Below are 15,515 nucleotides of genomic sequence, written 5' to 3'. Positions count from 1 at the left end.
TACACCACAAAAGGAATCATACAATGGAAAACGTGATTGAAATCGTTAGCTTTAAGCTGCTGGCAGGTACAACATCTGAAGACTTTATCGCAGCGGCCAATCAAAGCCAGAAATTCGTTGCGACATTAAAAGGTTTCCAATATCGTTCTCTAAGCCACAATGCAGAAAATGATACTTGGACCGATGTCGTCTACTGGGACTCAATGGAAGATGCCAAATCGGCGGGCGAGCAATTTGTTCACTGCACAGAGTGTCAGCCATTAATGGCATTGATTGATTCAGAATCGGTCAACATGCAACATCAAGTTCTACGTATGTGCGACCTTGCCGCTAAGTACCAATAGGCTTGACTTAACGCGGACTTAAGGAGGGTGCATAATGCGCCCTTCTGCAATGAGAAAGTAACGAGATGAGTAAATCTGAACGACTGTTTGAGCTGCTGACTTTGCTACGCTCAAAGCGTTATGCTGTCACTGCTGCTAACCTCGCCCAAACCATGGAAGTCAGTGAACGGACTATCTACCGAGATATTCAATCACTTGTGAATTCTGGGGTTCCCATTCAGGGCGAAGCAGGCGTTGGTTACATCTTACAGTCAGGGGCGCACTTACCACCATTGATGTTCTCAGAACGAGAAATGATGGCGCTGGAACTCGGAATGAGAATGGTTCGGGCTTGGTCAGATAGCGATCTTGCAGATGCCTCCATCAGCGCTTCAAACAAAATCCTCTCCGTATTGCCAGACAAACTCAAACAGCAGGTTGAGAGCTTTCCGATACTGGTACCTGACTTTTATACGCAGACCGCATCGGCTCGCCACGGACAAATGCTCAGGCATGCCATTGATGCAAAGTGGAAGATAGACATTGATTACGTCGCAGAAAATGGGTCTAGAACGCAGCGTACTCTGCAACCTCTCGGACAAATGTTCTGGGGAAAAGTCTGGACGCTAGTCGCATGGTGCGAATTGAGGGATGACTACCGTCACTTCAGACTGGATCGAATTGAAAAACTAAGCATCCTAGACCAGCAGTTTGAGACCAATAAAACTAAGTCTTTAGAGCACTTTATTACGCTTTACGCACCAAAGGACTAACCAGGAAGCCTAAAAGTGACGGGGTGTATATTTACCGCCATCATACACCCGTTAAAGTCATTCACGACGTCAAAATCGACATATTCCATTATATACGGCGGCCCGTCATCTCTACTCATATCTCTGACGTGAAAGAAGATCGTATGATGTGAGCTTTTATTAAAAGAGATTAAACCGTAGCCACGTTTAGCATCATACTTAACGATTAGTCCCTGCATATTCGTACCACATATTTGCCGCCTATGTTGACAATACATACTCACTGCAAGGAACAATGGATCACACAGTATTTAAGCGCGTAGAATATGCTTCAGTTCAAGTAGTGATTCAACCGTGTAGTTTGGTTCGATCCCTTCCACTTCATCTTCTTGAGTTGTATTTAACCAGCAGGTCTCAATCCCAAAGTTAATTCCACCTAAGATGTCAGAATGAGGGTTGTCTCCAACCATCAAGACTTTACTCTTACAAGGGTTACCCATCTTCTCCAGTGCGTGAGAAAAAATCCCCGCATCTGGCTTAGCGATACCGACTTCTTCAGAAATAATCACGTGCTCGAAGTAATCTGTCATTCCTGTTCGTTCTAATCGAATCGCCTGAAGTTCAGTAAAGCCATTGGTAATGATCCCTAGCTTGGCTTTGCCTTGCAATGCCTCCATAAGCTCTCTCGCTCCGGGTAGCAAAGTACAAATGTCTGCCATTGCTTCGAGAAAGGCAGTGTTCAGTTCTGAGGTCGTTGTCTCAAGCTTGTCAGCCCAGCCTTTAAATCGGGTGTGCTTTAATTCATGTGCAGTGATGGTGCCATTCTGGTAATCCACCCAAAGTGGTTTGTTTACCGTTTGGTAATGGCTGTAATCCTGTTGAGTAAATTCGATTCCTTTGCGAGAGAACATCAACTGCATCCCTTTAAAAGCATCAAAATGGAACAAGGTTTCGTCAGCATCAAATAAGATCCAATCGTATTTCATTTTTCTCTCCTCATTTTTCCCCGCTAGTGTAGATTGTTTTCCTCAAGATGATAATCTACTAATCAAGAAACTGATTGTTTACTAATACTCAACCAATGCAAGCCTATACCTCTATTCCTATTTTTGTTACCGTCGTAGAGAGCGGCAGCTTCTCTATCGCTGCAGAGAAACTTCACATCACCAAATCCGCTGTCAGTAAGCGTATCAACCAACTTGAAGACGAGCTGGGTATTCGTCTGCTAAATCGCACCACTCGCAAGTTAAGCCTAACTGAAGCGGGTCAACGCTATTACGATTACGTCGCTCAATCATTCAACCTTGCCCAACAAGGCATAGATGCGGTTACTGAACTTCAAGGAAAGCCAACAGGAAAACTAAAAATTACGGCACCAATGTCTTTCGGAGTGTTACATGTCGCCCCTTTAGTTGCAGAATTTCTAACTTTGTACCCAGACTTAGAAATCGACCTGCAATTGGAAGATCAAATGGTCGATTTGGTTCAAGACGGGTTTGATTTGGGCATTCGCATAGGCCATCTACCGCTTTCTAACCTGGTTGCGAAAAGGCTAGCGACTTGTCGTAGTGTTCTGTGCGCCTCTCAATCTTACTTAGACGAGCATGGAGAGCCAGAAAAACCCAGCGATCTGAGCCTTCACAATTGTCTACGTTACGCCTATTTTCGTGGCGGCAGCGAATGGACTTTCGAAAGCCCTACCGGACCAGTTAGTGTGGTGCCGAAAGGTAAACTGGTGGTAAACAACAGTGAAGCAATTCGCAGAGCTCTGCTGGAAGGCTTGGGGATTGGTCAATTGCCCACATTCATCGTGGCAAAAGATATTGCTGCTGGTACGCTCAGACCCATTATGACGGCTTATAAACTCCCTTCTCACTCTGTGTATGCTGTTTTTCCAGAAAGAAAGCACCTACCACTAAAAGTCCGAGTGTTTGTGGATTTTATCGCCGAGAAATTTGGGTCAGATGTCCCCTATTGGGATTTGACTTCACCGGCACATAAACCTTGAACAATGAGTCACTCAAGGTGTGACTCTGTCCTCATATCGCTGTGAATTGCTCGGCTCTAACTCGATTTCATGACCTAAAACAAAGGTGATAACACAATACAGGCACACAATTGAACGACTCATTGTTCCGTTGTATCCGAGGTCTTTATGAAACGATTTTTTCCTTCCAGTGTGATGCTCACCCCATTCGTGGTAAAACATTATTCTCAGCCAGAACAAGACGATACAGATATTGAACCCAGTGATGACTTTGACGAAAGCAGCGAATCGGAAGAGAAAGAATGAGACCCACTTCCGGTCCAAGTAGCCTATTTTCATCTAACCTATTGGCGTCAGTTCGATAAGGAAACAAATAATGAAAAAAATTGCAGTTATCCTCAGCGGCTCAGGCGTATTTGATGGCGCTGAAATTCATGAATCCGTGCTTGCGCTACATGCCATCGAAAAACAAGGAGCAAGCTGGCATTGCTTCGCGCCAAACATTGAGCAGCTTCATGTGATAAACCATGTTACTGGTGAAGAAATGGCGGAGACACGTAATGTCTTGACTGAAGCCGCTCGTATCGCACGGGGCAACATTGAAGATGTGGCGAAACTCAATGCTGAAGAATTTGACGCACTCCTTCTACCTGGTGGGTTTGGTGCGGCAAAAAACCTGACTGATTTTGCAGTCAATGGAGCGGAGTGCAGCATCAATACTCACGTCGCATCTGCTTGTCGAGCTTTCGCCCATGCCAGAAAGCCAGCTGGCTATTTGTGCATCGCACCAGCTATCATTCCGATGATTTACGCCAATGGCGTCAAAGGGACCATCGGCAATGATGAAGCCACGGCATCCGCATTCAATGCATTGGGAGGCGAACATATCGCCTGCGAGGTGGACGACATCGTCTTCGATGAAGAACACAAAGTGCTGTCAACACCTGCATATATGTTAGCGGGCAATATTTCTCAGGCAGCCAGTGGCATCGAAAAACTAGTAAGCAAATTGGTAGACATTGCTTAATTTCTCCATTCAGCACGACAGCCCTCTGCTCAATCGGAGGGCTTTTTTCATTTTCACACCAAGCCATCGCTGAACAAGATTCAAACAATCACGCTTCCTGTTGAATAAACGATTGCAGTAACCCACTAATATTTAACATTTTTATCATTATCAGAATAGTCATCTGACCAAGCTCACAAATCCAAAGCATACCGACCATTTTTGGGTAGGCAAATTGTTTGAGATCAAAATTGCTACGACCTTGGATATGCCAATCTATCTACAGTTTTTATTCTAAATATATTCGGAGCAAGTCGATGACAAGTGCATTTTTTATCCCTACTGTAAACTTAATGGGTGCTGGCTGTTTAAAGGACGCAGCAGACAGCGTGCAGTCTCAGGGCTTCAAAAAAGGTCTGATCGTTACAGATAAGATTCTTAACCAAATCGGTGTAGTAAAGCAGGTTCAAGATTTACTGACAGAACGTGACGTCCAAACGGTAGTGTTTGACGGTACCCAGCCCAATCCAACCACCAGCAACGTAAACGACGGTCTGGCTTTACTGGCAGATAATGACTGTGATTTCGTTATCTCTCTAGGTGGGGGCTCACCGCACGATTGCGCGAAAGGTATTGCACTAGTGGCTTCAAACGGTGGCAAGATCGGTGACTATGAAGGCGTTGATCAATCTGCAAAACCCATGCTGCCACTCATTGCCATCAACACAACTGCCGGTACTGCGTCTGAAATGACTCGCTTCTGTATCATTACTGACGAAGAGCGTCACATTAAGATGGCTATTGTGGACAAGCACACAACACCACTGATTTCAGTCAATGATCCAGAGCTGATGCTGGCAAAACCCGCCTCATTGACCGCAGCAACAGGTATGGATGCCCTAACCCACGCTATTGAAGCGTATGTTTCTATCGCTGCAACACCAATCACTGACGCCGTCGCCATCAAAGCCATTGAGCTTATTCAGGCTCATCTGCGCACCGCTGTTGAAAATGGTGAAGATATCGAAGCTCGCGAACAAATGGCTTACGCGCAATTTATGGCAGGTATGGCGTTTAATAACGCGTCACTAGGCTACGTGCACGCGATGGCTCACCAGCTAGGGGGCTTTTACGATCTGCCACACGGTGTATGTAATGCGATTCTTCTGCCACATGTACAGCGCTACAACGCACAAGTGTGTCCTGAACGCTTACGTGATGTTGCTAAAGCAATGGGTGTTGACGTTGAGGGCGTGACGGCAGAACAAGGCGCTGAAGCGGCAATCGATGCGATCGTAGCGCTTGCGAAAGATGTGGGCATTCCAGCAGGTATCAAGGAACTGGGTGCGAAACCTGAAGACATCCCAACACTTGCAGATAACGCGCTAAAAGACGCGTGTGGCTTTACTAACCCGAAACAGGCGACCCACGAAGAAATCTCTTCAATCTTCCAAGCCGCCATGTAATACCATTTTCTTTTCCTAACTCAAGCCTCCCGAGGGAGGCTTTTTTATTGAGCGAAAAGTTTAATATGCGCGGGTTAAAAGACCCAGTATTGAGGCGTCAGTTTCACCAAAATACAAGGTCACCGACTTGGTCTCGCCTTGTGCAAAGCTGCCATCTTGGTCAATTTTTGAAGGAGAAACATAGTGGTCATTGCCGAAATAAGCCTTAATTTGATTGGGTTTTAGAGTGATACCACCACCAGAGTTATTGGTCACCATCGCTTGTACCATACGCTTTCCACCCTGACTGTTATAGATGTCGTAAGATTCTAAGCTGAAGTAGCTATGGGAAGGCTTGTCTCGGTTGTGCTTTGGCTCAGGTACATACGCAGAACCATTAACGGTTCGCACGTAATGCATTGTATCTTGTGACTTTTCAATGCTATTTTTAATATCTCCAAGCTCCCATTTATCTTCACTGTCTACAGCCTGTGCAGACGTCGCACCAACTGAAACCAATAACATCAGTAAATAGCGGGCAAACATTGCGTATCCTATTTCGTTTCAAATTATAAAGGAGACAAGTCTAAAAAACGCTCAGTTTCATTTGTCAGTCAGGCGTTAATTTAATTACATTGCAAAGTAAGGTTCTCAAGCAGCCGTGCCAACACTAAGTATGTTGCTGGGAGCCTGAGACTTTAATTCATTCTGTGGTGTGGGGACGCTGCGCTTTCAGTGAATAATATACAACCACCATTGGCTCGTTCTATTGACATAGCAGTCACATTCCCTCTACTCATGATACTAAGACTAATCATCACTGTACTCACTGAGTGCGAACTTTCGCTACGAACAATGCAGCGCCGCCTTATTCACAGAGCACCTCAGCAATATTCGATGGAAAACTCAGTGCCTCCAGCTGTTCATTGATGATGATTGAGGTTCCATCATTTGTTATTACCGCAGAACGGCCAAAGTCTTTCCTATTGCCGCTAGATGCATAAATATAGGCACATGAGTCATATATCTGGTAAGAATAATTTTTTGCGCTACCTGACCTCGTAAACCCTTTAAAGACAGAACTGGCGTAAACACCAGCGGCGAAGCATACTCCTGCGAGCGCAATATAAAATATTATCCATCGGAGATTCAATTTACTGAGAATACTGGCTATTTGTTTCTCTTTAGGTTTCAAGTATTGCGGCTCGATAACTTGCTCAGACTGCGCCTGTTCAATTTTTCCGACAAATCGATAGCCCTTACCACGTTCAGTTTTAATGACCTTACCATACTTATCATCGAACGCTTTCCTACAGCAAGAGAGCGTATTCATTAAACTACTTTCTTCGACAAAGGCGCCTTTACGCGTCCATACATGATCCAACAAGTCTCTTTTAGACAACAACATATTAGAGTTATCTATAAAGTAGTTTAGTAATTCAATTTCATTAACTCCTAAACCAACGATGTAATTTGTTTCTGTATTTTTTACCATTCCTTTTTCAAGATCGACCTCGAAAGAACTATTGATTTTAATCATTATCCTTGCCAATTTAAATTCTACGTTTACTTACCAATTTCATAGTCGACACTTTATATTTATGCCTCGTTCTACACATAAGATAGGAGTAAAAATATCATTTTTATCCTCTCCTCCGTAATTTAAACATTTATTAATGCCGATAAAATGGCAATACAGACAATGCCTACAGCAAGCACTTAGGCCACTAAAATAATAATAAAAATCAGATAGTTAATCATCTAATTAAGGTTTATATATCTTTAATATTCGTAAAAACCCATCACATCAGATTAAAAATTAACCATGCATATAAAATTAAAATATAAAAAGAGAAATTATAGAAATATTTTATCTGGTCAAATATCAAGAAATTCAGTTTTTAAGTCAATGGAGTGAAATCAGTAAAATTTTAGCTTGTCTACTAGCCCGGCTGACAAATGATCACAAAAAATTTGTTTTAAAATAGCAATGCATCATTTTATGTCTACACTTCCTAAACTAACGGAGGTGGTTATGAAGATACAGTTGACGGTTATTCTCGCACTCGTGAGCGTATTTGCTACAGCGGGCGAAAATAAAATTTACAATGTAAATGGTAATGATTATGAAGGTTACTGGGCGAAAGTCAGTGACGATGCGCCATTAGTCTTACTCGTTCACGACTGGGACGGTTTAACCGACTATGAGATGAAGAGAGCTAAGATGCTCAATGATTTAGGCTACAACGTTTTTGCTGCAGACTTATTTGGTAAAGGTGTTCGACCAACCGAAGTAAAGGATAAAAAGCAGCACACAGGTCAACTGTATAAAGATAGAGACAAACTAAGAGCCTTGATGCAAGGTAGTTTAGATTACGCCACCAGTCTTGGTGGCAATGCCAATAATACTGTTGTTATGGGTTATTGCTTTGGTGGCGCTGCCGTATTGGAATCTGCAAGAGCTGGGATGAATGCCAAAGGTTTTGTCACTTTTCATGGCGGGCTAAAGACACCTCAAGGTCAATCTTACCAAGAGACAAAAGCTCCGATACTGGTTTTGCATGGTACTGCTGACAGTGCGATCCCAATGGAACAGTTCGCAGCATTGGCAAGTGAGTTAGAAGCCCAGGACGTAGCCCATGAGATGATTACCTACAGCGGTGCTCCTCATGCCTTTACTGTATTTGGCAGTGAACGTTATCGAAAAGAAGCAGATGAAAAATCTTGGCAGCGCTTTACGGAGTTTCTTGCCTCTTCCACCAACTAGTCTCGATTAGACCAGAGCCTCAACACCTCGAATCCATCTGGGTAGATTCGCATTGAACCAATCTAGATACTTTTGAAGTTGAGGCTTTTGACGTTCATACAGCAGATTAGTGACTTCGACCACTATCCACGCTTTAGCAATGATCACATGTCGGAACAATTCCTCTCTTGGCATCGCCTTGTGTACGTTCATGTAGCTATCTACAATGCGCAGCATGGCTTCTTCATCCCCGAGCCCTTTGATTAAAGGAACGAGATCTATCGCTGGGCTACCCTTGCTGAAGCGTTCCCAGTCAAACAATACCAGTTCCCCATTCTCTCTACGCCCCCAGTTACCATCGTTGGTGTCACCAGACAAGAGCGTTGGGTAATCAAAAATGATATGACTTTGGGACTGCAACTTTTTAAGCACTTTCTGTTCTTGAGAGCTGAGAGATAGGAGTTGAAACGCTGTACGCAGAGCATGATCACTCCAGCGATGCTGTTTAAGCGTCCAGTCCGAATTAATTGGAGTTTGGTGTATAGCCGCGATCTGACTAAATACTTGGCTTGAATGAGTTAGCTCCTCGAGTGTTACCGAATGAGGGATATACTCTATAACGATGGAATCAGCGTCAGCTTGGATAAGACAAGGTGACAGCACTCCCCGTTCACTCAAGGTTTTAGCAGCAGTGAGATAGAAAGCTCGCTCTACCTCATTTGCACCCTGCTTGTGAATACACCTCTGCCCTTGCCTTTCTATCAAACGTACTTTTGCGCTGCCCATTTGTGACAATTCATTGTCTTTATCCATACCTTAAGACGCCTAGCTCGCCGTTAACCCGTGTTCATACCCTACCTAAGTTTGATTAGTGAGCAAACCAAAATGCCCCATAACTTGGTTATAGGGCATATAAGTTTGCGGTTATGGGGCTGAGTCAATCTCAACCGGCAGGTAATGTTTTGGCTCTAGTTTAAGCCATTCCGGCAGCACGGTACCGATGGAGATAGAGGACCAAGTTCCCGACAATATGCCAATAAACATTGCAATCGCAAACCCTTCAAGTGCATTGCCGCCCATAATCCACAAAGCAGACACGGTAAGCAAGGTTGTGCCTGAAGTCACCATGGTTCGAGAAAACGTCGCGATAACGGCTTGATCGTTAATGTCGTCCGTTGGCGTAGACTGTTTGGCCACCAGTAACTCACGAATTCGATCTGCAATAATAATGGAATCATTGAGAGAATAACCCAGTATCGCCAGAATCGCGGCAAACACGGTCAAATTGAATTCCATTTGTGTCGCAGCAAAAAAGCCTAGTACCAGCACTACATCATGAATCAGAGCAAGCAATGAACCGCTTGCCAGTCTCCATTCAAAGCGGAAACACAAATAACCCAGAATACACATCATCGATATCAGCAGAGCCAGACCACCTTGGTCTACCAAGTCTTGTCCGACTTGCGAACCCACCATACTGTTGCTGACGACATCAACCTGATGAGAGATGGCAGACAGTACAGATGTAATGTCTGGCATAGACGCATCATCTTCTGGAACCGGATAGCGTATGATCCAGCGACCATCCTGATCCGAATGGGTTACCGCAGTGAACTCACCAAGTGTCGGCTGAAGTACTTCAAGTAAATCGTTGTTGTTCAGATTTTTATCGACCTGAACTTCGGTCACCATCCCGCCTGTAAAGTCCAACCCCATATTTAAGCCTTTGAAAGCAAAGATACCTAGAGAGATGACCATTAATGCAACCGAAACAAAGCTAGTAATGTAACGGATACGACGGATATTTTGTTTTAGATATTCAACCATAATTAAACCCTTACATCACGACGGCTATCGCGTCCCCAAACCAAATTGATAATTGCACGAGAGGCAAACACTCCACTGAACATACTGGTTAACAATCCTAGCCCTAGGGTTAAAGCAAAACCTTGAATTGGACCATTACCGATGGAGTACAGAACGACCGCAGTGATCATGGTAGTGATATTGGCATCAAGAATAGTACTCAGTGCACTCCCAAAGCCTAAATCGATAGATTGAGCAAAGGTTCGCCCCTCCGCTAATTTATCTTTAATCCGCTCGAAAATAAGAACGTTAGTATCCACCGCCATACCCACGGTTAATACCAAACCAGCGATACCCGGTAGGGTTAAAACCGCGCCCGGCAGTAAAGCAATCAAACCCAATAGGCTGACCATATTGACGACAAGTGCCACATTCGCCACCCAGCCCAAACGTCGGTACCATAGCGCCATAAAGGTCAGCGTCATCGCCATACCCAAAGCTAACGCGGCAAAGCCATTCTCAATGTTTTCTGCACCTAGTGATGCACCAATGGTGCGCTCTTCAACAATCGTAACCGGCGCCGTTAAGGAACCTGCACGAAGAAGCAATGCTAAGTTCTGTGCTTCATCCAGAGAGCCTGCCCCTGTAATTCGGAACTGACTACCCAACTGAGATTGGATGGTTGCGACACTGATGACCTTCTCGCTACGTTCTGTGTCACCATTAGCATTGGTGGTGTACTCACGGTATACGGTCGCCATTGGCTTACCAATATGCTTACCAGAGAAGTCACTCATGGTTTTACCACCCGAGTGATCCAGTGAAATATTCACTTCCGAGAAGCCCATGTTGTCTACGCCTGCGCGAGCATTAACGATGTGTTCACCCGTTAACACAGGGCGTTTTGACAGAACAACATCACGGCCATCATTGTCCTTGAGCACAATATCGCCATAGGAAATGCCTTGTGATGGCGATTTCGCTTCATGGAAAGCTAATGTCGCTGTGGCGCCAATGACGTTCTTCGCCTGAGAAGGGTCTTGCACACCTGGTAATTCTATGCGGATACTGTGCTCACCCTGACGCTGTACCAAAGCTTCGGTGATCCCAAGCTCTTCAATACGATCACGCATGATTTTCAGGTTTTGCTTGATAGTAACGGTTTGGAAGTCAGACTTGTTTTGTACCGTTGGCTTGACCGCTAGGTAGCCTGAATGGCGTTTAATGTCCCAACCCGGATAGTTCTGACGAATATAGTTCGCCGACTTAGTTAACGCGTCACCTGAATTACTTTTTAGGTCGAACCCATCCACGCCGACTTGAGCAAACTTAACGCCTCGAATGTGCTCTTGACGGAGCATGTCACGCATTTCATCAACGATGGTATTGCGCTGCTCTTCGAATGCTTTATCTACATCAACATTCAGTAAGAACTGTACTCCACCACGTAGATCCAAACCCAACTTAATTGGACTGAAACCCATATCAGTTAACCATTTAGGGGCTACAGATACGTATGAGAAAGTTATCGCGTCTTGTTTACCCAGTAAGCCATTCAATGCTTCACGAGCATGGGTTTGATCGGTTTCGTTATCGAAAACCAATGTGGTTGAGTTCTCTTGCTGAGTAATCTCTTTAGCATGAATGTTTCGTTGTTCCAAGTAGCGGTTCAGTTCGACTGGATTGTCGATGACAGTACTCTTTTGTGACGTTGTAACCTGTATCGAAGGCTGCTCGCCATACCACGTAGGGATCGCACTGAGCGCCAGTACAATCACCGTCACGACCAGTACCGCGTATTTCCAAGCCGAGTAGCGGTTCATCACTCTCGCATGTTTTGTTTTTGGCGTATTTTTCTTCATATTTTTATCTTTACATGCAGTACCCATTCAAAGTCTTAACTGAAATAGGTACAAAGTTATCTGACTCTTGGATTTGGTCAGTCGTATATACAATGGATTAGATCTGTAAAAAGGTAACGACTCTGAACTAATGCGTAGGATGACAACACAGCAGAGGTGATAATTAAGGTGCCAAGGGGCTTCAAGCTAGCTAATAAAACTAACTACACCTGTATTACAGATTGGATAGAAGGTGTTAGATGAATTGAGCGTTCAGGGCCACATACAGCGCGTTGGATTCTTTCCAACCTGAGATGCGATGATTTGACGTAAACGAGTTTTCGACCCAGCTGCCATTGTCAAACAGCGAGTAGGTATAAAGGCTATTGAGTGGCAGAGATGCCTGACTGGAATAATGACCATCACTGGTTCCTGGTGCTTCTCCCTCCTCTGAATGACGATCAGATAAGCTCCAGCGATTAAAATGAACAATGGCCAACACATCGGTGTCAATTTCAGATTGTGACACCGGATTTTGCGATGTTTCTTCTTGTTGAGACTCTTCGAACAGAGTCTGGTAATCCGCTTGGGATTGAGGTGCCGCATCCGTCGTAGGAGGAGCCAAACGCGCGCTAGCTTCATTTTCAGCTTGCGTAAAATACGCCATTGCTTGCGTTGGTAATACCATCGTAAGCAAAGTAAGCCAGAAAAATTTTATCAAACGTTGAGCCATTCACGACACCAATACTAGAAGACATTTGGATGGTAAGTCCAAGTCTATTTATAAACAACTAAAATGTTCTAAAACCTAATATTGCATATTTAATCGCAGTGCAAAATCAGTAAAACACCTGAGTTAGCACTGCTAGCGGTAAAATATTTCTCCGGTTTGCACATCCAGATAGATCTTGTTTGCCTGCTTGAGTCCCCCGCAGTATACGAAGTAAACGTCTCTCTTTTCAAACGTCAAAGAGCGCACCCAACCACTAGTTTCCTCAAAGTCTTCCGGCTCACACGTTTTTTCTTTGAGCAGTTGATCGGTCTTTTTAACAAACATCTCAAAATGTTGTTTGAAATCGTCAGACTTTTCTATGTAACTGCTGACTGTCTCAACTCGTTCCTCTTTGGTGATGGTTGGTGCAACCTCTAGTAGCGCTTCCATTGGCACCCATTCAGCCACCTCTTCCCCACCCTCTTCGTAAACATAGTAAGGAGAAATTCGCCCCCACCCATCTTTTTTTTCAAGAATATGCAGCTTGTCTCCTCGGTAAACCACGCTTTCAACAAATGCTTCATAACTCGGAAATTCTCTAACTCCGAGTTTAGGTGGACTAACGTAAAAGTCTGTTACTTCGGGCTTCGGTGGTGGTGGCGCCTCTTCTTTTATCGGCGCGGGCGGTGGTTGTTTATTTTCTTCCAGCAGCGCAGCAGCGGCAGCAGCGTCTTGCTGTGGCTTAAGGTAGAAGATGTAGTAACCACCACCTGCACACGCGATGCCAAGCAGCAGCAGAACAACCATAAGTATCTTTTTCATATTGAGTTAATGTCTTATCTATACTTAAACCATCTTTCATCAACAATATAGCTAATATGAAATGGCGCGGGCTATATATCACTGTAACGGCATTTATGCTGCTCACTTTACCAATTAAAGCTGTCAGTGAGCATTGTCGCGAAGATTCGTGGAATCAAGCCCTCAAATTTCAAAAGCAAACGGAGTCTTGGTACAACGAAAAGGCCAATAAATTCAATGATTTTCTAGCTTTTCATAAACAACAAGAATTCCTGTATCAAGAATTTAGTACAGCAGAGATGTCAGCGTTGTGGAACTCACAAAGCGAGCTATACCGGAGGAAGATCCTTGACCAATCGCAGGCTGCAACTACTGTCGTAGCAAACCTTCACAAAGAGATCGATGAAATTCGCCAACAGTCTTCGATCATAGATAGAGCAAACAATAACTGGAAAAACCTATCCACGCACTGTACCCAAGTGGCTCTCAATATAAATAGCTCTTCCAGCCAGTATTACATCAATACGAATCTCGCTTTAAAACAAGAGACCGAGCGCCTTGTAAGTAAGCTCAATGTTATGATTGGCATCTATCAGCAAGAAATTCAGGCTATAGAAGCCCTCAAACCATAACTAGACTTTGCCCATAACAAGCTAATAGAGATAACGCTATCATCGCTTCTTGCACCATGCCTTGAACAAGCTGGAGTCAGTGAACTAGCACAAAAAAGCAGCAAGTTTATCATTATTGCGCACTTGCAATTGGCAACAATGGAATAGGTTAGCGTTGACAAAAGGGTAGAGGGACAATGCATGTAAAAATGGCCTGAAGCAAGAAAGAGGAAGGGATTGCTTCAGGCCTCTTGGAATCAATCGCTCAGTTGGTCGCACTTTGCGGCGCAGATGAAATCATTTCGATGAAGACCTTTGATAGAGTGGCTCCACCAAGTGACCGTCACTTTACCCCACTCCAAAAGGATTGAAGGATGGTGAAACTCATCCTCCGCCAGTTGTGCGATTTGGTCTGCAAAAGCCCACGCCAACTTAAAGTTCTTAAACTTATACGCTTTTTCAAGTTGGGGAATTCCGTCACGTTCTATCAACTGCCACTCATTGAGCTCAGTCAGCAATAATCTTTGTTCTTCTTTAGTCAATGCAATCGCGTCACTGCTGCACGCTTCACATCGTAATTCATTAAGCATGTGTGATTTCCTTAGGTTCAAATAACGGCGGTAGCAGACCCGCTTTCATCGCCTGATGTACATATGACATCAAGTCCTTTTTGCTCAGGTCGTACAACTGTTTGATATCTTCGAGAAGAAAGTACGTTGGCTGCATAATATCGATGCGATATGGTGTTCTCAGCACCGTATGGATATCAAAGCCTTCTCGCAACGGACGTTCATCATCCAAAGCATAGAGTGTCTCTCCTGGAGAAGATAAAATTCCGCCTCCATAAATTTTGCACTCTTGCTCTTCTTTCACCAAGCCAAACTCGACGGTAAACCAGTACAGTCTAGCGAGGTAGACCCTTTCCTTACTCGTAGCCTCTTTACCAAGTTGGCCATATATATGAGTAAATTCAGCAAACTCAGGATTAGTCAGCATTGCACAATGACCAAAAATCTCATGGAAGAAGTCTGGTTCCTGCAAATAATCAAACTCTTCACGAGAGCGTAGAAAAGTCGCGACTGGAAATTTTTTATCCGCCAACAGAGCAAAGAAACGATCGAAATTTATCAATGCGGGAACAGGTTCAACTTGCCATCCTGTTTCCTTTTTTAAAACCTGATTAATTTCAGGCAACTGCGGAACCCGATCGATCGGTAAATCAAGCAGTTCCAAACCGCGCAAATATTCCTTACAAGCACGTTGATTCACTAAGTCCAACTGACGGGAAACCAAATCGTGCCAAATCTGATCTTCCTCGCGACTCCAGTCGACAAATCCTTGTTTATTAATAGGTTTAGATACGTACTGAGTCATCACCTTTCCTTTTAACAACTCCTTTACATTTAAGCCTATCGCCTCATGAAATCGGTGACAATTCACCAGGGTACTTCCCCTCCCAAACAGATGTAACATAAATTTTACATT

General features: G+C 44.1%; 18 protein-coding genes. 8 read left to right on the top strand and 10 right to left on the bottom strand.

The window, feature by feature from the left end:
- The first annotated feature begins 23 nt into the window (after positions 1 to 23).
- Both OH455_RS16745 and OH455_RS16740 read left to right on the top strand, forming a co-directional pair.
- On the top strand, positions 24 to 344 hold the full coding sequence (locus tag OH455_RS16745; RefSeq protein ID WP_269982154.1) for an antibiotic biosynthesis monooxygenase family protein: 321 nt from the start codon (positions 24 to 26) through the stop codon (positions 342 to 344).
- 65 nt (positions 345 to 409) lie between these two features.
- Positions 410 to 1,096: a helix-turn-helix transcriptional regulator gene (locus OH455_RS16740; protein ID WP_269982153.1), complete on the top strand. Its 687-nt coding sequence runs from the start codon at positions 410 to 412 to the stop codon at positions 1,094 to 1,096.
- Positions 1,097 to 1,386: 290 nt separating this feature from the next.
- Here the strand turns inward: OH455_RS16740 and yjjG are convergent, their stop codons facing one another.
- A complete protein-coding gene (yjjG, locus tag OH455_RS16735) occupies positions 1,387 to 2,061 on the bottom strand; it encodes a pyrimidine 5'-nucleotidase (RefSeq protein WP_269982152.1) in 675 nt (224 codons plus the stop codon).
- A 95-nt stretch (positions 2,062 to 2,156) separates the two neighbouring features.
- Here yjjG and OH455_RS16730 point away from each other — a divergent pair, with 95 nt between their 5' ends.
- The 4 genes from OH455_RS16730 (at position 2,157) to yiaY (ending at position 5,534) form a co-directional block, all read left to right on the top strand.
- A complete protein-coding gene (locus OH455_RS16730) occupies positions 2,157 to 3,083 on the top strand; it encodes a LysR family transcriptional regulator (protein ID WP_269982197.1) in 927 nt (308 codons plus the stop codon).
- Between the two features lie 147 nt (positions 3,084 to 3,230).
- A complete protein-coding gene (locus OH455_RS16725; RefSeq protein ID WP_167335778.1) occupies positions 3,231 to 3,368 on the top strand; it encodes a hypothetical protein in 138 nt (45 codons plus the stop codon).
- A gap of 70 nt (positions 3,369 to 3,438) precedes the next feature.
- The gene (gene elbB / locus OH455_RS16720; protein ID WP_269982151.1) at positions 3,439 to 4,089 is read left to right on the top strand and encodes an isoprenoid biosynthesis glyoxalase ElbB; all 651 of its coding nucleotides are present in this window, start codon (positions 3,439 to 3,441) and stop codon (positions 4,087 to 4,089) included.
- A gap of 296 nt (positions 4,090 to 4,385) precedes the next feature.
- On the top strand, positions 4,386 to 5,534 hold the full coding sequence (gene yiaY, locus OH455_RS16715) for an L-threonine dehydrogenase (RefSeq protein ID WP_269982150.1): 1,149 nt from the start codon (positions 4,386 to 4,388) through the stop codon (positions 5,532 to 5,534).
- Between the two features lie 60 nt (positions 5,535 to 5,594).
- On the opposite strand, the gene OH455_RS16710 is transcribed toward yiaY, so the two are convergent.
- Both OH455_RS16710 and OH455_RS16705 read right to left on the bottom strand, forming a co-directional pair.
- Positions 5,595 to 6,059, bottom strand: a complete 465-nt coding sequence (locus OH455_RS16710; protein ID WP_206375237.1) for a hypothetical protein — start codon at positions 6,057 to 6,059, stop codon at positions 5,595 to 5,597.
- Between the two features lie 322 nt (positions 6,060 to 6,381).
- The gene (locus tag OH455_RS16705) at positions 6,382 to 7,053 is read right to left on the bottom strand and encodes a winged helix-turn-helix domain-containing protein (protein WP_269982149.1); all 672 of its coding nucleotides are present in this window, start codon (positions 7,051 to 7,053) and stop codon (positions 6,382 to 6,384) included.
- 495 nt (positions 7,054 to 7,548) lie between these two features.
- Here OH455_RS16705 and OH455_RS16700 point away from each other — a divergent pair, with 495 nt between their 5' ends.
- Positions 7,549 to 8,280, top strand: coding sequence for a dienelactone hydrolase family protein (locus OH455_RS16700; protein WP_269982148.1), 732 nt, complete (start codon positions 7,549 to 7,551; stop codon positions 8,278 to 8,280).
- A gap of 6 nt (positions 8,281 to 8,286) precedes the next feature.
- Here the strand turns inward: OH455_RS16700 and OH455_RS16695 are convergent, their stop codons facing one another.
- The 5 genes from OH455_RS16695 to OH455_RS16675 all read right to left on the bottom strand — a co-directional run bounded on the left by OH455_RS16695 (position 8,287) and on the right by OH455_RS16675 (position 13,440).
- Complete coding sequence (locus OH455_RS16695; protein ID WP_269982147.1) at positions 8,287 to 9,072, bottom strand: phosphotransferase family protein; 786 nt, start codon at positions 9,070 to 9,072, stop codon at positions 8,287 to 8,289.
- A 111-nt stretch (positions 9,073 to 9,183) separates the two neighbouring features.
- Positions 9,184 to 10,086: a protein translocase subunit SecF gene (gene secF, locus OH455_RS16690; RefSeq protein ID WP_045977286.1), complete on the bottom strand. Its 903-nt coding sequence runs from the start codon at positions 10,084 to 10,086 to the stop codon at positions 9,184 to 9,186.
- Between the two features lie 2 nt (positions 10,087 to 10,088).
- On the bottom strand, positions 10,089 to 11,927 hold the full coding sequence (gene secD / locus OH455_RS16685) for a protein translocase subunit SecD (protein WP_269982146.1): 1,839 nt from the start codon (positions 11,925 to 11,927) through the stop codon (positions 10,089 to 10,091).
- Positions 11,928 to 12,162: 235 nt separating this feature from the next.
- Positions 12,163 to 12,639, bottom strand: coding sequence for a hypothetical protein (locus OH455_RS16680; RefSeq protein ID WP_206370780.1), 477 nt, complete (start codon positions 12,637 to 12,639; stop codon positions 12,163 to 12,165).
- Positions 12,640 to 12,771: 132 nt separating this feature from the next.
- Positions 12,772 to 13,440 (bottom strand): hypothetical protein, encoded by a 669-nt coding sequence (locus OH455_RS16675; RefSeq protein WP_205622500.1) that lies wholly within the window; start codon positions 13,438 to 13,440, stop codon positions 12,772 to 12,774.
- A 56-nt stretch (positions 13,441 to 13,496) separates the two neighbouring features.
- Between OH455_RS16675 and OH455_RS16670 the strand changes: the two genes are divergently transcribed.
- Positions 13,497 to 14,051 (top strand): hypothetical protein, encoded by a 555-nt coding sequence (locus OH455_RS16670; RefSeq protein ID WP_269982145.1) that lies wholly within the window; start codon positions 13,497 to 13,499, stop codon positions 14,049 to 14,051.
- Between the two features lie 236 nt (positions 14,052 to 14,287).
- Here the strand turns inward: OH455_RS16670 and OH455_RS16665 are convergent, their stop codons facing one another.
- Together OH455_RS16665 and phhA are read right to left on the bottom strand one after the other, a co-directional pair.
- A complete protein-coding gene (locus OH455_RS16665) occupies positions 14,288 to 14,620 on the bottom strand; it encodes a 4a-hydroxytetrahydrobiopterin dehydratase (RefSeq protein ID WP_045977290.1) in 333 nt (110 codons plus the stop codon).
- The gene (phhA, locus tag OH455_RS16660; protein WP_269982144.1) at positions 14,613 to 15,404 is read right to left on the bottom strand and encodes a phenylalanine 4-monooxygenase; all 792 of its coding nucleotides are present in this window, start codon (positions 15,402 to 15,404) and stop codon (positions 14,613 to 14,615) included. The genes OH455_RS16665 and phhA overlap by 8 nt, the downstream gene beginning before the upstream one ends.
- Positions 15,405 to 15,515 lie beyond the last annotated feature (111 nt).

The sequence above is a fragment of the Vibrio sp. T11.5 genome, assembly GCF_027587155.1.
Taxonomy (GTDB): domain Bacteria; phylum Pseudomonadota; class Gammaproteobacteria; order Enterobacterales; family Vibrionaceae; genus Vibrio; species Vibrio neptunius.
This window is presented reverse-complemented; position numbering and strand designations above follow the sequence as displayed.